At 27.5% G+C, this 21326-nt stretch carries 19 protein-coding genes; 17 read left to right on the top strand and 2 right to left on the bottom strand.

Going from position 1 to position 21326, the window contains the following annotated elements; all coding sequences use genetic code 11:
* Positions 1–38 precede the first annotated feature (38 nt).
* The 11 genes from J7M87_RS17195 (at position 39) to holA (ending at position 13200) form a co-directional block, all read left to right on the top strand.
* On the top strand, positions 39–1211 hold the full coding sequence (locus tag J7M87_RS17195; RefSeq protein ID WP_291652910.1) for an FprA family A-type flavoprotein: 1173 nt from the start codon (positions 39–41) through the stop codon (positions 1209–1211).
* Positions 1212–1487: 276 nt separating this feature from the next.
* Entirely contained in the window at positions 1488–3797 is a 2310-nt protein-coding gene (locus J7M87_RS17190; RefSeq protein ID WP_291652908.1) for an AAA family ATPase, read from the top strand.
* 353 nt (positions 3798–4150) lie between these two features.
* Positions 4151–4486: an anti-sigma F factor antagonist gene (gene spoIIAA, locus J7M87_RS17185; RefSeq protein ID WP_035284999.1), complete on the top strand. Its 336-nt coding sequence runs from the start codon at positions 4151–4153 to the stop codon at positions 4484–4486.
* Between the two features lie 14 nt (positions 4487–4500).
* On the top strand, positions 4501–4932 hold the full coding sequence (spoIIAB, locus tag J7M87_RS17180; RefSeq protein ID WP_291652906.1) for an anti-sigma F factor: 432 nt from the start codon (positions 4501–4503) through the stop codon (positions 4930–4932).
* 9 nt (positions 4933–4941) lie between these two features.
* Positions 4942–5697 carry an RNA polymerase sporulation sigma factor SigF gene (gene sigF, locus J7M87_RS17175; RefSeq protein WP_291652904.1) on the top strand — a complete coding sequence of 252 codons (756 nt, stop codon included), beginning with the start codon at positions 4942–4944 and terminating at the stop codon, positions 5695–5697.
* A gap of 182 nt (positions 5698–5879) precedes the next feature.
* The gene (gene spoVAC, locus J7M87_RS17170) at positions 5880–6350 is read left to right on the top strand and encodes a stage V sporulation protein AC (RefSeq protein ID WP_291652902.1); all 471 of its coding nucleotides are present in this window, start codon (positions 5880–5882) and stop codon (positions 6348–6350) included.
* A 15-nt stretch (positions 6351–6365) separates the two neighbouring features.
* Positions 6366–7400, top strand: coding sequence for a stage V sporulation protein AD (gene spoVAD / locus J7M87_RS17165; protein WP_291652900.1), 1035 nt, complete (start codon positions 6366–6368; stop codon positions 7398–7400).
* A 15-nt stretch (positions 7401–7415) separates the two neighbouring features.
* Positions 7416–7772 (top strand): stage V sporulation protein AE, encoded by a 357-nt coding sequence (spoVAE, locus tag J7M87_RS17160; protein ID WP_291652897.1) that lies wholly within the window; start codon positions 7416–7418, stop codon positions 7770–7772.
* A 168-nt stretch (positions 7773–7940) separates the two neighbouring features.
* Entirely contained in the window at positions 7941–10439 is a 2499-nt protein-coding gene (locus tag J7M87_RS17155; RefSeq protein ID WP_291652895.1) for a hypothetical protein, read from the top strand.
* Positions 10440–10463: 24 nt separating this feature from the next.
* Complete coding sequence (locus tag J7M87_RS17150; RefSeq protein WP_291652893.1) at positions 10464–12152, top strand: ComEC/Rec2 family competence protein; 1689 nt, start codon at positions 10464–10466, stop codon at positions 12150–12152.
* A 16-nt stretch (positions 12153–12168) separates the two neighbouring features.
* Positions 12169–13200 carry a DNA polymerase III subunit delta gene (holA, locus tag J7M87_RS17145; protein ID WP_291652891.1) on the top strand — a complete coding sequence of 344 codons (1032 nt, stop codon included), beginning with the start codon at positions 12169–12171 and terminating at the stop codon, positions 13198–13200.
* 45 nt (positions 13201–13245) lie between these two features.
* Here holA and rpsT read toward each other — a convergent pair whose 3' ends face one another.
* A complete protein-coding gene (rpsT, locus tag J7M87_RS17140; RefSeq protein WP_008677290.1) occupies positions 13246–13509 on the bottom strand; it encodes a 30S ribosomal protein S20 in 264 nt (87 codons plus the stop codon).
* A gap of 175 nt (positions 13510–13684) precedes the next feature.
* Here rpsT and gpr point away from each other — a divergent pair, with 175 nt between their 5' ends.
* The 4 genes from gpr (at position 13685) to lepA (ending at position 18385) form a co-directional block, all read left to right on the top strand.
* Positions 13685–14659 (top strand): GPR endopeptidase, encoded by a 975-nt coding sequence (gpr, locus tag J7M87_RS17135; RefSeq protein ID WP_291652888.1) that lies wholly within the window; start codon positions 13685–13687, stop codon positions 14657–14659.
* Positions 14660–14736: 77 nt separating this feature from the next.
* A complete protein-coding gene (locus J7M87_RS17130; protein ID WP_291652886.1) occupies positions 14737–15837 on the top strand; it encodes a stage II sporulation protein P in 1101 nt (366 codons plus the stop codon).
* A 65-nt stretch (positions 15838–15902) separates the two neighbouring features.
* A complete protein-coding gene (locus J7M87_RS17125; protein WP_291652885.1) occupies positions 15903–16439 on the top strand; it encodes a hypothetical protein in 537 nt (178 codons plus the stop codon).
* A 137-nt stretch (positions 16440–16576) separates the two neighbouring features.
* Positions 16577–18385, top strand: a complete 1809-nt coding sequence (lepA, locus tag J7M87_RS17120; RefSeq protein WP_291652884.1) for a translation elongation factor 4 — start codon at positions 16577–16579, stop codon at positions 18383–18385.
* Positions 18386–18512: 127 nt separating this feature from the next.
* On the opposite strand, the gene J7M87_RS17115 is transcribed toward lepA, so the two are convergent.
* The gene (locus J7M87_RS17115; protein WP_291652883.1) at positions 18513–19424 is read right to left on the bottom strand and encodes a patatin-like phospholipase family protein; all 912 of its coding nucleotides are present in this window, start codon (positions 19422–19424) and stop codon (positions 18513–18515) included.
* 375 nt (positions 19425–19799) lie between these two features.
* On the opposite strand from J7M87_RS17115, the gene J7M87_RS17110 reads away from it, so the two are divergent.
* Together J7M87_RS17110 and hemW are read left to right on the top strand one after the other, a co-directional pair.
* Positions 19800–20069 carry a hypothetical protein gene (locus J7M87_RS17110; protein ID WP_291652882.1) on the top strand — a complete coding sequence of 90 codons (270 nt, stop codon included), beginning with the start codon at positions 19800–19802 and terminating at the stop codon, positions 20067–20069.
* Between the two features lie 120 nt (positions 20070–20189).
* Positions 20190–21323 (top strand): radical SAM family heme chaperone HemW, encoded by a 1134-nt coding sequence (gene hemW, locus J7M87_RS17105; protein ID WP_291652927.1) that lies wholly within the window; start codon positions 20190–20192, stop codon positions 21321–21323.
* The last annotated feature ends 3 nt before the right edge of the window (positions 21324–21326 follow it).

The following is a 21326-nucleotide window of genomic DNA, read 5'->3' as shown; positions in this document are numbered from 1 at the left end:
GTATTTAGATAAGAAAGATTAAAGTTGGAGGTAGGGATATGTTACAGGAAATGCTAAAAGATAATATATATTGGATAGGGGTTAAAGACCCAGATTTAAAAATATTTGATATAATAATGGAAACAAAAAAAGGAACAACCTATAACTCTTACGTAATAAATGACGAGAAAGTAGCAGTAGTTGATACTGTTAAAACAGGATTTTATAATGAGTTTAAAAATAATTTAAAAGAAGTAATTGGTGATAAAAAGGTAGATTATGTAATAGTTCAGCATACAGAATTAGATCATAGTGGATCTCTTATAAGATTAATTGAAGATTATCCAGAAATAAAAGTAGTTGCATCTAAAGCTGCATTAAATTACTTGAAAAATATATTGAATAGAGATTTTAATGCTGTAGAAGCTAAGGAAGAAATTTTACTTGGTAAAACAAGTCTTAAATTTATAAGTGCACCTAATTTACACTGGCCAGATACTATTTTCACATATGTAAAAGAAAGAAACTTATTATTTACATGTGATTTTACTGGATCTCATTATTGTCCAGAAGGCGGTATTACAGAAAGCTTAAATCAAGATTATTTTGTGGAAATGGAATACTATTTTAATTGCATAATGGGACCGTTTAAGAAATTTGTATTAATGGGCTTAGAAAAGATAAAAGATTTAAATATAGAATGTATTGCACCTAGCCATGGACCAGTTCATGTTGTTAATATAGATAATATTTTAAATTTATATAAAGAATGGGCAACGGAAGTAGAAGTAGATAAAAATAAAGTGGAAATATTCTATATTTCTGCATATGGTAATACTGAAAATATGGCTAACTTTATGAAGGAGAAGCTAGAAGAAAAGGGATTTGACGCAGATGTAACAGAAATAACCACTATTCCTTTAGAAGAGAGTATAGCAAAGATAGAAAGAGCAAGAGGATTTATGGTTGGATCTCCAACAATAAATCAAGATGCAGTTAAACCCTCTTGGGATTTATTATCTTTAGTTAATCCTATAATAAATAGAGGAAAGCCAGCATTAGCATTTGGATCTTATGGATGGAGCGGAGAAGGAGTAAGAATGCTAACATCAAGACTAAAAGATTTAAAACTTAAAGTAGTTGATCCAGGATTATCATTCTGCTTTGTTCCATCAGAACAAGACTATAAAAATGCAGAAGAAATAGTAAATAAGTTTATAGAACTAATGTAATTATAAAAAATTAATAAATAAAAAAACCTGTGAATAAAAAATCACAGGTTTTTTATTATTTTACGATTAAATATTACTAAAGATATATAATTACAAGGAAAAAGTGTTGGTGATGAAAATTCTCATATATATAATCCAATATAGATAAAAAATAATTAAATTAAAAAAATTTATTCCCTAAACAAGCATCTTAAGAATATCTATATAGTAAATACTAAAAAAAGGGGGGAAACTGCTTCTTAATAATTGCTAAAGCAATTTTAAAGTGGGAAATATATGAGAAAAGAGTTAACTTCACAAGAAGTAAAATTTAATTTTAAATTTAAAGAAAGTGATTTGGAAGGCAGTGTAACAAAAATTCCTGAAATAGATAGTGAGTATGAAAAGATTGGAAGAGCTCTTAATATAAATAAAGAAGGCTATAATCTTTATTTAATTGATTCATTTTCTAAGGAAAAATTAAGGAAGCTGCAAGATTATATAGAGGAGCAGTATAAATATCTGGAACCTCCAAAAGACATTTGCTATGTTTCATTAGAGGATGATAAGAAGCCAGAAGTATTATTTGTTAGCAATGGTAATGGTAAAAAGCTGAAGGACGCAGTTGAAGAAATAAGAAATAATTATATAGAAATAGTAGAGGAGTTCTATAATGCTTCATCTGAAGATGAAAAGGATGAACTTATAGAAGAAATACAAAGTAAGAGAAATGATTATATAAGCGAATTGATGGAAATGGCGAAGAAGGAAGATTTTGAAGTAAAAGTTACTAATAAAGGTTTTGCTTTTATTCCATTAATAAGTGGTAAAGTAATTAGCGAAAGAGAATATGATAATTTAGAAAAAAATAAGAAAGAAGCTATTGTGGCAAAAGCATCTATTTTAAAGAAAAAAGCAGAAGTAGTTTTAGGAAAACTAAAAGAAATAGAAACTAAGTCAATAAAAAAGTTAAAAGAAATATATAGTGATTTTCTAACAAATGAAATGGAAGGATATAAGGATGAAGTTTTACTTGAGTTTATAAATGATGATGCAGCTTATGAATATTTAGAAAAATTATTTATATCAATTGAAAAAGAAATTATAAGTTGCTATACAATGGATATTGAAGAAGATGAAGAACAACTTTATCAAGTTATAAATAAGTATGGTATACATTTACTTGTTGACAATAGTTTAAGAGATACACCACCTGTTATTTATGAAGAGGACCCAAATCTAAATAATTTAATGGGTTTTATAGAGTATGAAAATCATAATGGTGTATATACGACGGATATATCATTAATAAACTCAGGAACTTTACTAAAAGCAAATGGGGGATGTTTAATTGTTAGAATAAATTCACTTGCTAATAATTCATATTCTTATTATCATTTGAAAAAAGCTCTTATAACTAACAAATTAACATATGATATTTCAAAATCATATGTTGAAGTAATTTCAATAAGTGGATTAAAGCCACAACCAATACCTATAAATGTAAAAGTAATTTTAATAGGAGATCAAGAGACTTACGATACACTATACACTTTAGATGAAGATTTCAGAAAGCTATTTCCACTAAGGGCTGAGTTTAATCCTATTGTAGAAACTAATGATAATGTTACAGCTTATATAAATAAGGCTATAAAAGATAAGGTAAAGAGTAATAATCTTATGCCTATTACAGAGGATGGAGTAAATGAAATCATTAAATATTTATCAAGATCTGCAAATAGTAAGACAAAAATAAATATAGATACTACGGAAATAGAAAAATTAATGATTTTGGCTAATGATAATGCAAAAAAGAGAAATTCATTAATGATAAAATCTAAAGATATAATAGATATTGCATATGTTAAAGAAAGAATAGAAAATGAATATGATAAACTTTATAAAGAAAGTAAAATCTTAATATCTGTTATAGGAAAAAAAGTAGGAGTTATAAATGCACTAGCAGTTTTAGATACTGGATATCATTCTTTTGGAAAGCCTATGAGAATAACGTGCGTATCTCATAAAGGATCAGGAAGAATAATAGATATTCATAAGGAAAGTAGACTAAGTGGAAAAATACATGAAAAATCAATAAATATATTAAAGGGATTATTGAATAATATAATTAATCCATATGAAGAAATACCGGTAGATTTCTATTTGAGTTTTGAACAAATTTATGGGTTACTTGATGGAGATAGTGCATCAGTAGCAGAGATGATATGTATTTTATCTTCATTAAGCAAAAGACCTATAAAGCAAACAATTGCAGTAACTGGATCTATAAATCAATTAGGTGAGGTGCAAGCAATAGGAGGTGTTAATGAAAAAATTGAAGGTTTCTATAGAGTATGTGATTTCTTAGATATAGTTAAAAATAAAGGAGTCTTAATTCCTTCTTCAAATAAGGATGAGTTAATATTAATACCAGAAATTGAAAAGTCTATAGAAAACGGGGATTTTCATATATATACTATGGATAATCTAGATGATGCAATAGAAACTTTAATATTAGAAGAGGGAGAATCTTTAGAAGATTTTTATACAGCCCTAAAATCAGAAATAAAAAAATATAAAAAGGTTATGGGAAAAAAAGAAGATTAATATATAAAAAGAATTAATATGTATATGCGTATTAATTCTTTTTATATAAAAAAAGTGTAAAAATTTAAAGTTTTGAAATTATGAGTATATAATTTTTTTTATTACTTTAACATCTAAAAAGAGACTGGGTTCATAATATCTTTATATAGATCACATTAACTTATAGAATTTGTATTATATAATAAATTAAATGTACTGATTTTTCATTAAATTAAATATAATAAGATAAAAAGTTATTATTTTATTTGACTATGAATAAAATAGTATGTTAAAATTATGGAAAAAGAAGGAAAATATTTGAAATAACTATTGAGGAGGTGAGTACTCTAAAGGAAGACTTTAGAGTAGTTTGTATGTATCTAAAATTCGATAAAAAAGAAGACAAACTAGTTGTTAGCTTAATGGGTGAATTAGACCATCATAGTGCTGAAGAGGTAAGAGTTAAAATAGATGATAGGATAGATAGGGATAACATAAAAAAAGTTATATTAAACTTTAATGGAGTAACATTTATGGATAGCTCTGGAATAGGTGTAGTAATAGGAAGATTCAAGAAAATGCAAAACAGGGATGGAAAACTTTGTGTAGCAGAGATAAATAGAACTGTTAATAAAGTTTTTGAAATATCAGGTATGTATAAAATTATTGATGTATATAGCAGTATAGATGAAGCTGTAGTCAATATTTAATGGAGGGGTTTAAAATGGTAGATAATAAAGTGAGTATAGAATTAATGAGTAAATCCCAAAACGAAGGGTTTGCAAGGGTTGCAGTTGCTGCATTTGTATCTCAATTAGACCCAACAGTAGAAGAACTAACAGATGTAAAGACAGCAGTATCAGAAGCTGTAACAAATTCTATAATACATGGTTATGAAAACAAAAAAGAGGGTATAATCAAAATAGAAGCTATTATAAGTGGAGGTGAAATAACTATAAGTATTGAAGATTTTGGTAGAGGAATTACAAATGTTGAACAAGCAATGGAACCATTATATACTTCAAAGCCAGAGCTAGAAAGATCAGGGATGGGATTTACAGTTATGGAGACATTTATGGATAGCTTAGAAGTAAAGAGCGAAGAAGGAAAAGGAACTAAAGTTGTAATGAAGAAGAAATTCAACACAGTAAGTTAGGTGAAGTATATGGAAAATGGAAGTGTAAGAAAAGAGGCGTATAATTATGAAGAAAATTCACAATTAATACCTCTAGCCAAAGCAGGTAATCAAGATGCTATGAATAAAGTCATTGAAATGAATTTACCTCTTGTATCATCCATTAGTAAAAAATTCCTTAATAGGGGGTATGATTACGAAGACATATTTCAAATAGGCTCTATAGGTTTAGTTAAAGCTATAAATAATTTCGATGATAAATTTAATGTAAAGTTTTCTACCTATGCAGTTCCTATGATAATAGGAGAAATAAAGAGGTTTATTAGAGATGACGGAATAATAAAGGTAAGTAGAAATGTAAAAAGTTTAGCAAGAAAATTACATTTTGACAAAGAACAGTTAACTAAAAAATTAGATAGAGAACCAACTATTGAGGAACTATCACAGTTCTCAGGGGTAGATAAAGAAGAGATATTATTTGCTATAGAATCTTCTGCTAGTATGCAATACTTATATGATACTATTCATCAAGATGATGGTGCTCCTGTTTTACTTATAGACAAACTAAGTGAAAAAGGCGAAGATGATAGTGATATGATAAATAAAATTGCATTGAAAGAAGCCTTAAGAAGTCTGGATAGTAAGTCAAGACAAATAATAATGCTTAGATACTTTAAGGATAAAACACAAGTGCAAGTTGCTAAAATGCTTGGTATAAGTCAGGTTCAAGTATCAAGAATTGAAAAGAAAGTACTAGTTTTAATGAAACAAAAGCTACAAGAATAAAGAAAGATAGTAAATTACAAATGATAATAAAGGAAAAGAAAAAATGAATAAGGAATAGTAAAAAATCTTTTGAAGTTATATCAAAAGATTTTTTTTATTGAAAGATTTTGAAGTATATTCCAGTGTTATATTTATTATAATTGGGATAATAAAACTATACATATTTAGAAAGGAGTAATATTATGGCTAAAAAGAAGACACCAAGTGAACAACAGATATTAAATAAATTTCAAACTATTACTAATCAGACAAATCCAAAGCCCAAAATAGTTAGAAATTGTACAAGAGCTTTTTTAGTTGGAGGAGCAATTTGTACATTAGGTCAAATTTTTCAAACGCTTCTAGTTAAATATGGATTTCAAGAAGAAGAAGTTAAAATGTTGTTACCAATAATTATGGTATTTTTAGGAGCACTATTAACTGGAGTAGGCATATATGATAAGATAGCATCTTTTGGAGGAGCAGGAACAGTAGTTCCAATAACAGGTTTTTCAAATGCTGTTGTTGCTCCAGCCATAGAATTTAAAAAGGAAGGTTTCGTGTTTGGAGTAGCAGCTAAAATGTTTACTATAGCAGGGCCAGTGTTAGTATATGGCATAGGAAGTTCTGTAATAATAGGTATTATTTATTATCTTATACAACTATTAGGATAAGAAAGGGGAATTACTATGAGCACTAATAATTTAAATATAAAAAAAGTTGGAAAGCAAACTGTAAAGCTTCAAAACCCCCCTAAAATAATAGCAACATATTCTATTGTTGGACCAAAAGAGGGTGAAGGACCTTTAAAGGAATATTTTGATGAAATATTAAATGATGATATGTTTGGAAAAGAAAGTTATGAAAAAGCTGAGAGCGAAATGATGTATACAGCAATAACAAGTGCAATAAATCGTGCTGGTATGAAAGAAGAAGACATAGATTATTTATTTGCAGGAGACTTATTAAATCAAATAACATCTTCATCTTTTGCTGCTAGAAAATTAAATATACCTTTTTTTGGATTATATGGAGCTTGCTCCACTATGTCAGAATCATTAAGTGTAGCGTCTATGATGATAGATGGAGGATTTGCAAATTATGTTGTTGCATCTACATCATCACATTTTAGTTCGGCAGAAAGGCAGTTTAGATTTCCTTTAGAGTATGGAGCACAAAGAAGCCCATTAGCTCAATGGACAGTAACAGGTTCAGGGGCTATGATTCTTGGGAAAAGTGGTGATTTTCCAGAGGTAACATATATAACAACAGGGGTTGTAAAAGATTATGGCATAAAAGACCCTAATAATATGGGTGCAGCTATGGCACCAGCAGCAGTAGACACCTTAGCAAGACATTTTAAGGATACAGGTAGAGATCCTAAATTTTATGATGTAATTGCAACAGGTGATTTGGGGAAAGTAGGTAAGGAAATAACAAGTAAATTATTATTAGAATATGGATATGATATAAGAGAAAATTATTTTGATTGTGGGGATATGATATTTGATGATACAGTTCAAAATACAGATTCAGGTGGAAGTGGATGTGGATGCTCTGCTGTGGTAGCATCAGGATACTTTTATAAAAAGTTAATGAGAAAAGAAATTAAAAATCTTTTATTAATTTCTACAGGAGCACTTCTAAGTACAACTTCGTCGTTACAGGGTGAAAGTATACCAGGTATTGCGCATGCTGTAGCAATAGAATATAAAGAAAAATAGAAAGGGGAAACTAGTATGGAATATTTAAGTGCCTTTATAGTAGGTGGAATAATATGTGTAATAGGACAAATTCTTATGGATACAACTAAGTTAACACCAGCAAGAATTTTAGTTATATTTGTAACATTAGGAGCAATATTAGGTGCTTTTGGAATATATGATAAATTAGTTGCTATAGGAGGTGCTGGTGCAACAGTTCCATTACCTGGCTTTGGAAATTCTCTTGCTAAAGGTGCAATTAAAGCTGTTGAAGAAAAAGGATTAATAGGTGCTTTTACAGGTGGAATAACCGGAACAGCGGCAGGAATAACAGCTGCAATTTTTTTTGGATACATAATGGCATTAGTATTTAATCCAAAGACTAAATCTTAATTAGTTTATAGTAAATATTAGAAATTAGTACTTTAAAAAAATAGCCTAACAACTTATACTATAAGTGTTAGGTTTCTTTTTTTTATTTAATTTTAAAAATTATATAATTAAAATAACTTTAAAAATTATAGTAATAAATGGCGAATTATTAGAGGTAGGAGGAGGAAAATGAATAGTTATTATGGCAATAGCTGGACTAAAGTAGTAGACTCACTGGGGAGTAATGTAAATAAAGGACTTTATGAATATGATTGTAATATAAGAAAAGAAGAAGAGGGAGATAATAAAATTTCTCTTCCATATTCCAGAGGTATATTTAAATTATCATTAGATATTTTAAAACAAAAATATTTATATGTATATTTATTACTTATAGCATTTTTTTTATTAAATAAATTTTACATGATTAGTTTACTAACAACATTTTTACTATTATTTAATTTAGGATTCAAATTATATCATGAAGTTTCTAAAGAAAAAGAAATAGAAATACTACAAAATCTAAATACTTCTCAAGTACTAGTTTTAAGGGAAGGGATAGAGAGACTAGTAGAAGCAGAAGATTTAGTAAAAGGAGATATAGTATATTTTAGAAAGAATTCTATAATTGCAGCTGATATTAGAATAATAGAATGTGAAAATCTTAAAGTAGATGAAAGTAGTGTAACTGGAGATAGGTTTTTAAAGAATAAATTTTCAACAAAGCTAGATAATAAAGTATCATCTATTAGTGAAATAAGTAATATGCTTTTTAGAGGTTCTTTAGTAAAAGAGGGTTCAGGAAAAGGTATAGTTGTAGAAATTGGTAATGACACACAATTAGGAAAATTAATAAGAATAATAGAAGACTCAAAGAATAAAAAAGATATTACTATAAATAGGGTAGAAGAAGTTTTATTTAAACTTGTATTATGTCTAATTATTGTACAAGCTATTTTCATAGTTGTATTTCCAGGGAAATTAATTGACAAAAAGCAACTGTTTGTACAGGGAACATTTGCAATAATTTGTATCTTTATTCCATTTATAATCATATATTATGGAAAATACGTAAAGGAAAAATTTTTAATAGAAGATGATATTGAACTAACAAATTTTTCAGCTTTAGATTTAATTAATGATATAAAAGTATTTTTCTTAGATAAACTTGGGACTATAACTAAAAAAGAATTGTTTTTAGATAAAATATATACAAATGAACAAATTTATAAATCTAATTCAATAGACATTACTGATATAAATATTAAAAGACTTTTAGATATATCAATACTTTGTAATAATGCAAAGTACAATAGTGATAATAATTGGTCAAAAGGAAATATGTTTGAAGTAGCATATGTAAAATATGGTGTTGAAAATTCTGTTTTTAAAGGTAATTTAGAGAGTAAAAATAAGAGGAAGTTCCAAATAACCAGAGATTCTAATGAAAATATTATAACTACAGTAAATAAAAATAGAAATGGATATAGAGCAAATTCTAGAGGGAGTTTAGAGGCTATATTAAACTGTTGTACACACATCCTTATTAATGGAGTAGAAAGAGAAATTTCTCCAGAGGATATAATGAAGATTAAACTTTCAGATTTAAATTTTTCAAAAGAAGGATTAATAACAGAAGCATTTGCATATAGAAGTTTTAATTATGAGCCTTCTGAGTTTGAAAATATAGAAAGCAATTTGGTATTTATTGGAATTATAGCTTTAGAGAATCCATTAATTGATGATGTGGTTGATGATATTGAAAATATTATGGATCAGGGTGTCTTGCCAATTATATTTACTGAGGATAATAAAATAGCTTCTGAAATACTTGGTAAGAAAATAGGTCTTATATCGTCATTGGAACAGATAACTACAGGAGTTGAATTAGAATCTTTAAGTGATGAGGAAATGATCAAAGTTGTTTCCAGAACAAGGATCTATTGTAAACTAAATCCAGAACAAAAGAATAAAATTATATCATTATATCATACTGATGGATATAAGTTTGCTATTGAGGGAGAAACATTAGGTGATATTTCTCTTATAAGTTTAGCAAGGGTTGGAATAGTTAAAGGAAAGTTATCCATGTTACTTAAAAAAATGGGAGATATATATACTCATAAAAGTAGTATTAAAGCTTTCTTTAAACTAAAAGAAAAACATGATGAAGTAGAAGAAGGAATAAAAAGAGGAATAAGTATATATACAATAGCTATGCTATGCGAAATTATATTTTTAAATTTAAAATATTTTATAACAAGCGGAACGGTAGTAGACGAGTATTTTATTATATTAATGAATTTTTTTATACTTTCACCTATAATACTTATAAATATGATATATGGTAACGATGTTTATAAAGGAAAAAAGGTAGTTTTAAGAGGCATATTATTTTGTGTTATACCTGGAGTTGCAATTTATTTTATAAAAGATAATTATGACATAATAGGGTTTTCTTTAATGGGAGTAATGCTTATTATAGATACTTTAATTAACTGTAGAATATTTAAAAAAGGAAATTTAAAAGGAGTAAAGCTATTAATATTTACTATATTAATTTACATAGCATGTTTATTCATATTAATTATGATAACTAAATTTACTTACTCAATGATATTTGTTATTGTGATATCTTGGTTAATATTTATTTTTTTATTAGGAGATTTAATTATAAAAAAATGGTAAAAATTATTAATGAGGTGTTGCCATTTGAACTATGAGGAAAAAATAAATATACTACCATATATATTTATTACTTTTATATTATCAAGCTATATATTTGTAATTTCAAATAGAAATATTGGGCTAGCAATACTTATTGCTAGCTGTTTTTTTATAATGCTAATATTAAAAATAAATTTGAAGTTAACTATTATACTTATAGCTTTCTTTTCCATACCAATAGTTAATAATATTTATTACTATAATTTGGAAGTGGGTAAAAAAGAAAATGTACGAATAATATCAATTAATTCGTATGGAGCAACTGCTGAGGTATCGAAAAGAAAGATATATTTATCTGGGAATTTAAAAAATATTAAATTAGGGGAAAGACTTATAATAACTGGAGAGTTTACTAAAGAAATAAATCAAGAAAAAGGAGTAGTAGGAGAATTTAAAGTAGATGACTTTAAGAAATTAGATGTCGATTTAAAAGGGAAAATATATAGAATTAGGGAAGATATATTTAATGCATTAAAAGAAAAATTGGGATATAGAAGAGCGGCAATAGTCACATCTATATCGTTCGGATACTCAGATTTTTTAGATAGAGATGATGAAGAGAATATGAAAAATTTAGGGATACTTCATGCAATTTCTGTATCAGGGCTACATATGGTTCTAGTTTATTCCATATTAAAAAGGATATTTGGAAGTAAATTTGCTCCTATAATTTCTATAATTTATGTAATATTTACAGGTGCTGCTTTATCAACCGTAAGATCATATATAATGATGTTATTTATGGGCTTAGCAACTCCTTTAAAAAGAAATTACAATCCTCTTGCATCATTATCTATGGCTGGAGTTATATTAATTTTATATAAGCCATATAGCGTTTTTGAAGTAGGGTTTCAACTAAGTTTTTTAGCTACTCTTGGGATAATACTATTTAACAAAGCAATAAATAAAAAGTTATATAAGTTTCCAAAGTTTTTAAGGGAAGGAATATCTATTTGTTTATCATCACAAGTCTTTACATTTCCAATTTTAATAATATATTTTAAAGAGTTTTCTTTGGGATTTCTAATGGGAAATTTAATACTATTACCTTTAATAAATATAGTAGTTGTACTAGGAAATTTATTAGCTGTTTTAGTTAAATTTAATGCTATTTTTAACTATATAGCTTTTATAACTTATTATGTAACACTATTTATAGATACATCAACAGAATGGTTACTAAATATAACTCCAAATGCCTTATATTTAAATGAGATGGTAATTATATGTTATATTATTATTTCAATTACATGTTATTTTTATTATAAAGGCTATCGAAGGGTTATTTATTTCCCATTAATACTTATTTTCTATTATTACATGTTAGTATATAGTCCATTTCCTAAGATAGAATATTATAAAGACGGAATAATAGCAATAAGCTTTAAAGGAGAACGAAGTATAATTGCCCTGAACAAAAGTGTAGATTTAGAAAAATATAAAATAGTAACTTTATCACAAAATTCATATAAAAATTTTAATAATATAAGAATAAATGATAATTATCAAATGTTAAAATACAATAAAGATATTATACTAAAAGGAAGAAATAAGAGTTATGTACTTAAGATATCAAAAGGGAAAAATGATTCTAATTATGATATAATAGATTGTAAATCAAGCAATTATAGTAAAATAATTTTGCTTGAAAATAAGATTTTAGTATTTAATTAAAGAAAGGTAGATTAATTTGATAGATTTTGATGCACTAGAAGGTGAAGTTAAAAAAAGTAAAATAGAAAATTCTTATATTTTTTGTGGTTTAGATGAGGAACTTATAAAAGAAGGAATAAATTTAATTGTAAATAGTACTGTAGACAAATCCTTGTTAGATTTAAATTATATAAGGTTAGATGGATTAACTACAAATTTTGATGAAATTATGAATGCTTGTGAAACAATGCCTTTTATGGGAGATAAAAAAGTTGTAGTTGTATATAGAGCAGCATTTTTAAAAGATAAAACAGATAGTGCAAACACTAAAATTTATAATGAAGTATTAAAATATCTAAAGGATTTACCACCTTATACAGTGCTAATAATGTATTATTTATTTAATGATAAAAGAGATACTCCTAAAAAAAGTAATAAAATAAAATCCCTAGATAAAGTTTCTAAAGTAGTTTATTTTGATAGGCTTAAAAAAGACAGGTATTATAAAAAGGTAGAAGAAGTATTTAAAGCTAATGGCAAAGAAATAGGAAAGATAGAAGCACGATATTTTGCTGAAAAAGTACAAAATAATTTTGATATAATTAAGAGGGAAGCAGATAAAATTATTTCTTATACTAATGGAAAACAAATAACTAAAAGAGATATAGATAAACTCATAGCTAATTCTAGTGAAGATGATATATTTGATTTAATTGATTTAATATCTCAAAGAAAAGCAGAAAGAGCAATTGATTTACTAGATGAATTATTATTTAAAAGTGATCAACATATGCTAATAATAAGTAATATAGAAAATAATTTCAAAAGACTATATGAAATTAAGATACTTAGTCAAAATGGGTTTAATATAAATGATCTTGCAAGTAAATATAAACTTCCAACTTTTATATGTGAAAAGCTTGTGAACCAGTGTAATAAATTTACTGTAAAGCAATTACAAAAATTAATGGAAGTTTGTTTGGAAACAGAAAATAAGCTGAAAACGTCTGGTATAGATAAAACTATGGAGATGGAACTTATGCTTTTTAATATATTTATGGTAAAGTAATTATGTAAAATAATAGCCGGTCCAGTGGACCGGCTTCTTATTTGATTACGCCATAGCGTTTAACTTTGCAGCTAATCTTGATTTCTTTCTAGCTACCATGTTCTTGTGACATACTCCTTTTTGAGCTGCCATGTCTAAAGCTTTAACAGCCTTAGGGAAAAGAACGTTAGCTTCTTCTGCATTATTTGCAGCAACAGCAGTTTCAAACTTCTTTATAGCAGTTTTTAAAGCTGATTTTATCATTCTGTTTTGAGCAGTCTTAGCTTCTGTAACTTTAATTCTCTTTTTTGCTGATTTAATATTTGCCATTCTAAATTCACCCCCTTAATAATTTTATAGGGTCTCTTTGCAGCTTTGGGGAAATCTGCGTTCGAGTTCGTTTTTAACATACTAGATTATATCATTGAAAGTTTATAAGTTCAAGTATTAAATTATAACATTAAGGAAAAATAAGAAGGATGGAAGAATTTTAGGAGGTATTAGTATGATAAATGTAAGAACAGATTTGGCTATAGAAGCACGAGACATGTATACAAAAGAAAATAAAAGGGAACTTGATGGGGTTATTGTAGAAGAAGAAAAGGAAGATGATATAAAAATAACTACAGTAACTATAGAAAGTGATGAAGCAGGAAAGGAACTTGGAAAACCTAAGGGTAATTATATAACTATAGATTTCCCAGAATTTACACACTATGATGGAGAATCTATGGATAAAGTATCTAAAGTTGTTGACAATGTATTGAAAAGGATGGTTGATATATCAGAAGAAAAGACGGCTTTAGTTGTAGGGCTTGGAAACTGGAATGTAACTCCTGATGCTCTTGGACCAAAGGTAACAGAAAAAATTATGGTAACTAGGCATTTAAAACAAGTGATGCCAGATGCAATAGACGATTCAGTAAGACCAGTTTGTTGTATATCTCCAGGTGTTTTAGGTGTTACTGGAATAGAAACAGGAGAAATAGTAAAGTCTTTAGTAGATAGAATAAAGCCAGATTTAGTTATATGTATAGACGCCTTAGGATCTAGAAAGTTAGAAAGAGTAAATAGAACTATTCAAATAAGTGATACTGGAATTTCTCCAGGAGCAGGTGTCGGTAATCATAGAATGAAGATAAATGAAGAAGTATTGGGCGTAAAGGTTATTGCAATTGGAGTACCAACTGTAGTTCATGCATCAACAATAGCAAATGATACTATTGACTTATTACTTGATGAACTTATAAGTAAGGCAGAAAGTGGGAAAGAGTTTTATAATATGTTAAAGTCAGTAGATAAGGTTGAAAAGAGCGCTTTAATAAAGGAAATATTAGATCCTTTTGTTGGAGATTTAATGGTAACACCTAAAGATGTAGATGCGGTTGTAGAGTCTTTAGCTAAAATAATTGCTAATGGGATAAACATGGCAGTACAACCTAATTTAGATATGGAAGATATAAATAAATTTATGAATTAATTAAATAAATTTAATAAATTTATTAATAATTATGTAACTCCCCTAATATAAATAATATAGAAAAGGGGGAGTTGCCGTTGTATTCATTAAGACAAACTATACCTAAGCAAAAACTAAGAAGTGTTAGGGGAAAACCAGCTTCATCTAAATCCGGCTTTAATTTTGGATATGTAATAATTATACTTGCTGTTATTGTATTTTTTATAAGAGCAATGGGAGTTATAAATAAATACAATGAGCGAGGTGGCTATGCATATGTTCAAATGTTAAACTTTACTATGCCAGTTGTAAAAACTCAAGTATATGATGAAGGTCAATATGTAGAAAACAATCTTTCAGTAAAGAATGTAGTCTTAGAAGCTTTAGGTCTTAGAGGGTTTAGTACTTATGGAATAGTTGGAAGAGAAATAAGCTTGTTTAAAGATAGTACTTTAGGAGATTCTACTTTAGGATCAGCAATAAAAAGCTTAACGCCGTTCTCATTGAAAAATGAAAGTATAGCAAAAATGACTTCAGAGGAAATTGCAGAATTAAATAAAGTAAGTGCAGCATATGATCCAAGTTTAAAGAAACCATTAGATAACTCAAAGCCAGAGGTGCTTATATTCCATACACATACAACAGAAAACTATGCAGAAGCAGGAAAAGATACTACGGATAGTAACTTTAATGTTGTAGGTGTTGGTGATGTTTTATCGAAAGAACTAGAAGAAGGATATGGAATATCAGTAATTCACGATAAAACAAATCATAGTGTTTCTTATAACGATTCTTATACAAGATCCAATCAGACGTTAACAAATTATTTGAATAAGTATGGCGATTTCAAAATAATAATAGATTTGCATAGAGATAGTGTAGCTAATAAAGATGCAGTGACAGTTAATTTAAATGATCAAAATTTAGCTAAGATGATGTTTGTTACAGGACAAAACAGTACAAGATATGAAGCTAATAGAGCATTGGTGGATGAATTGTATAATACAGCTAATACTTTATTTCCAGGGATAATTAGAAATACTTATGAATATGAAATTGCAGCAACATCTATCAATTATAGTTTAAGTGACAATTTTGTACTTATAGAAGTAGGTGCAAATGTAAATACTGCTCAAGAAGCAAAATTAACTGCAAAATATATAGCAAGAATTTTGGCAGAACACTTAAATAGGAATTAAAATTGAATAAAATTTGATATTTATGAGCATCCTTTTAGATAATAAAAAAACTAGGGGGTGCTTTTTTGTTTAATAAAAAAGTCTTGATAGGAACATTAATTTTTTCATTATTAGTTTTTATTGGATTCGTTCAAATTAACATTGTAAATACTAGAGCATTATCACCAATAGGTAATGGAGAAGATAACTATCAATTAGTAAAAGAAGAATTTGGAGAAGATTTTGAAGAGTTTATAAGAGATAATGCAGAAGTTAAAATTTACACTACTGATGAAAATAATGAAAATACAACAATAAAGGTATCAGATAAAGAGTTTATGATAAATGCTAATAATCCAATAACAGAAAAAATTTATATGTTAGGCAGTAGTATATATAATGGATTTAATAGTATAAAGAATAAAATTAATGAGAAAATAAAGAGTGATGACAAAGATGAAGAGTCAAATTCTATAGATGAAAGTAGTCAAGAAGATATAAATGAAAGTAATCAGCATGATGGAAATAATATAGAATCTGAAGAGAAAAACACAAACACAAACATGAATAATAATGATAAATTAGATAAAATAGTAGATGACTTTTTAGAAAAATCTAATTAGATATAGCATTTTACAGAGTTTAACAACTTCACATTTATATTGACATGTATCCTAGACATTGTGATATAATTTACTTTGATTTAATTATAATGGGGGTGAAGTGACTATTAACCAAAAATTCGGTTGTAGTTTTATATATGAGTAGTAATAGACAAAAACATATTAGAAATTTTTCAATAGTTGCCCATATAGATCATGGGAAGTCAACCCTAGCTGATAGATTATTAGAAGCCACAGGAACTCTAACACAAAGAGAAATGGAAGAGCAAATCCTTGACAATATGGAGATAGAAAGAGAAAGAGGAATAACTATTAAGTCTCAAGCCGCAAGACTTATATATAGAAGATCAGATGGAGAAGAGTATATACTAAATTTAATAGATACTCCTGGACACGTAGATTTTACATATGAAGTTTCAAGAAGCTTAGCTGCATGCGAAGGAGCAATTCTAGTTGTAGATGCTACACAAGGGGTTCAAGCACAAACTTTAGCTAACTGCTATTTAGCATTAAACAATGATTTAGAAATTGCTCCAGTAATAAATAAAGTTGACTTACAATCTGCAAGACCAGAGGAAGTTAAACAAGAAATAGAAGATATAATAGGTATAGAAGCACAAGATGCGCCAATGATATCTGCTAAAACAGGTCTAAATATAGGAGATGTTTTAGAAACAGTAGTAGAAAATATACCTGCACCAGATGGAGATGAAGATGCACCGCTTAAAGCATTAATATTTGATTCATATTATGATAGTTATAAGGGTGTTGTTTCATATGTAAGAATATTCGATGGTGTAGTTAAACCAGGAACTAAAATTAAGTTAATGGCTACAAATAAGGTATGTGAAGTAACAGAAGTAGGTGTATTTACGCCTAAGACACTACCGATAGGTGAATTGCGTGCAGGAGATGTAGGATATATTGCTGCATCTATTAAAAATGTAAGAGATGCAAGAGTTGGTGATACTATAACTGAAGCGGATAGACCAACAACTGAAGCGTTGCCAGGATATAAGCCAGCAGTACCAATGGTTTATTCAGGGATTTATCCGGTAGATGGAGCAAAGTATCAAGAACTTAAAGATGCTTTAGAAAAGCTTCAAATAAACGATGCTGCTTTAAGTTTTGAACCAGAAACATCTATAGCTTTAGGTTTTGGATTTAGATGTGGATTCTTAGGATTATTACATATGGAGATAATTCAAGAAAGAATTGAAAGAGAATTTAATTTAGATATAATTACAACTGCACCATCAGTTATATACAAGGTAATAAAAACTAATGGTGATATAATAGAGCTTACAAATCCTACAAATCTTCCAGAAGCAACAGAGATAGAGTATATGGAAGAGCCAATAGTTAAGGCAAGTATAATAGCACCTTCTGATTATGTTGGAGCTGTAATGGAATTATGTCAAGAAAGAAGAGGAACTTTTATTGACATGCAATACCTAGAAGAAACAAGAGTTTCTATAAATTATGATATTCCATTAAATGAAATAGTATATGATTTCTTCGATACATTAAAATCTAGAACAAGAGGATATGCATCATTAGATTATGAGTTTAAAGGATATACTCAAACTGAACTAGTTAAGCTTGATATAATGTTAAATGGAGATGTTGTAGATGCTTTATCTATGATAGTACCAAGAGAGAAAGCTTATGAAAAGGGAAGAGGAATTGCTGAAAAACTAAAAGAAATAATTCCTAGACAAATGTTTGAAGTTCCAATTCAAGCAGCAGTTGGTTCAAAGATTATCGCAAGAGAAACGGTTAAAGCTATGAGAAAAGATGTTCTTGCTAAATGTTACGGTGGAGATATATCAAGAAAGAAAAAACTATTAGAAAAGCAAAAAGAAGGAAAGAAGAGAATGAGACAAGTGGGATCTGTTGAAATACCACAAGAAGCATTCATGGCGGTTCTTAAAGTAGATAAATAAGTTTAAATATTAAAAGGCTAAGTTTCATAAAGAGACTTAGCCTTTTTAATAGATAACTATAAGAGTAAGGTGGTAATATTATATTTTATTATATTTAAATTTACCTAAAGTTGTGCATTATATTAAGTTATTTTAAATAAACATTTTCAATGTAATTGTATAAAGATGATAAGTCGTAAGTATTACCTATTAATTTCAAATAAGGGATGAATTTATAATCATCCATTTCAATAAACTTAGATATTTTAGGGTTTATTCTAAAATATTTAGATTTTAAAAATTCTTTGCAGTACATATCTTCTAAATCTGACATCCCATCCATTAAAAGAGCCAATAATGGAGACTTCATTTTAGATAGTGGGTGGAATGACCATTGTAATATTCCCCATTTTTCTGTTTTGCCATTTATTTTTTCAGGACTATCCCCAGTACCTATAGAAAGTAGTCTTATCTGATCTAGGTTATAAGATGGACCAAGTGCAGATAAAGCAGCTAATAATGAAATAGCTGTAGGGGAATTAGCAATGACACCTCCATCGATAAAGCCTTTATATGATGGAAAGTATGTAGGTGCAGCTGAACTTGATAAAATAGTATCTTTTACACTAAAATCACATGTTGAATTTGGGGATAAGTTATTAAAGAATATTGGTTCCCAAGAATTTCTGTTTAATCCCCTTACATGAAATGCAGGAATAAAGATATATTTTTTTAAGTCTCCAATTTTTAAGTTGTTATCAAAATGATTTGAGATAATATTTTTTAAATTAATATTATTAAACTTTGGACGAAATAGATTAAAATGAGATGGGGAAAAGATTTTTTTTGCAGTAGGATTACTATATAAATTACTTATCTCATTAATAGAAACACCTTTTGCTAGTAATGAAGCAATTATAGAACCAGTTGAAGTGCCTGTAAATAAATCTACTTCATCCAAAAAATTGGGATACTTAGAACAAATCCTACTTAAAATTTCTACACTTAAAGCACCTTTAATTCCACCACCATCGAAGGCGAGTATTTTAAATGTTTTCAAAACAAATATCTCCTTATATACACTATTTATAGATTGAGAATCTATAAATAATATATTCAATCAAAGAGTTATTGATATATAAGTTACAATAAAAATTTAGTATTTAATTAAAGCATAAGTAATTGCTAAAATTTAAATGAATTTAGCAATTTAGCAACCTATATAAAAGCTTAAATAATCGATACTTTTAATTTCGCTAATTAATTTAAATACGTAAATTAATTATTTACTATGTGATTAACTTTAATTATTTAGATAATAAGTTTAATATATAAATTTTTTATGAAATTAGTTACTTATAAATATATTAGTAATTAAATTTAAAGTAAGAAAATATATTTAAATTATATAAACTATTTAGGTGAGGTGTATATTATGTTGGAGGCAAAATTAAGAGATGCAAAAAAGAAAGGAAAAGTATTAAGAAACTTGGGGTTAGTAACTGGTAGCATTAAAAGAAAAAATGGAGAAACATCATTAATATCAATGGTTGGCTATAAATTAGAAACATATATTTTAAGAAACGGACTAAATGCAATAATGTCAGTAAATTTTAAAGGAAATGTAATCGATACAAAGATTAAACGAGCTCAGAAGGATATAGTATTACACAATATTATAAATATAGATCTTATAGAAGTATAAAAAGAGGAGAATAAATTATATTATATAATTTATTCTCCTCTTTTTATCTTTTAATTTTGAAGTAGTTATGTATAATAGCAATAAAGAGAAATTTAAATGATAGAAAGAGTGATTATAGAAATGAAAGATTTAAAAGAAATAGCACTTTATATACATATACCGTTTTGTAAACAAAAATGTTTTTATTGCGATTTTCCATCTTACGCTTCATTAGATCATCTTAAAGATGATTATGTAGATGCATTATGTAAGGAAATAGAAGAAAAAGTAATAGATTATAAAATAAAAAGCATATTTATAGGTGGAGGAACTCCATCATATTTGGAAACTAATCAAATATATAAGTTATTAAAAACTATAAGTAAGCTTAATCTAACTGAAAATATGGAATTTACTATGGAGTGTAATCCTGGAGCATTAGAAAAAGAAAAATTGGAAACCATGCTAAGTGGTGGTGTAAATAGAATAAGCATGGGACTTCAAGCAGTACAAAACTCACTTTTAAAAGACATAGGAAGAATACATAGTTTTAAGCAATTTAAAGAAAATTTCAATTTAGCTAGGGAAGTTGGCTTTAAGAACATAAATGTAGATTTGATGTTTGGATTACCAAATCAAAAAGTAGATGAGTGGAAAGAATCTCTAGAAACGATTGCAAAATTAAACCCAGAGCATATTTCTGCTTATAGTTTAATTATAGAAGAAGGAACAGCATTTTATAAACTATGGGAAAGAAATAAACTAATATTACCTTCAGAGGATGATGAGATAGAGATGTATTCTATTACTAAGAAAATACTTAAGGAGCATGGATATAATCAGTATGAAATATCTAATTATGCAAAATCAGGATATGAGTGCTATCATAATAAGATTTATTGGCAATGTGATGATTATTTAGGAGTTGGATCTGCTTCAAGCTCGTTTATAAATGGAAAAAGAATGAAAAATATAGAAAACGTGAAGTCTTATATAGAAAAAGTTAATAATAATGAGAGTGTTGTAGAAGAAATAATTGAAAATTCAAAAGAAGATAATATGGAAGAATTTATGTTTATGGGACTTAGAATGAATAGAGGCGTAAGCATTAATGAATTTAAAGGTAGATTTGGAATGCATATAAATAGTATATATAAAGATATTATAGAGAAAAATATAAATAAGAATTTACTTGTATTAGAGAATGATATTTTAAGACTAACTGATAAAGGAATTGAGTTATCTAATTTGGTTATGAGTGATTTTATATTATAAATG

The sequence above is a fragment of the Clostridium sp. genome (genome assembly GCF_017888565.1).
Lineage (GTDB): Bacteria > Bacillota > Clostridia > Clostridiales > Clostridiaceae > Clostridium.
Note: the sequence above shows the minus strand (reverse complement) of the source record. Positions and strands in the feature narration are given on the sequence as shown.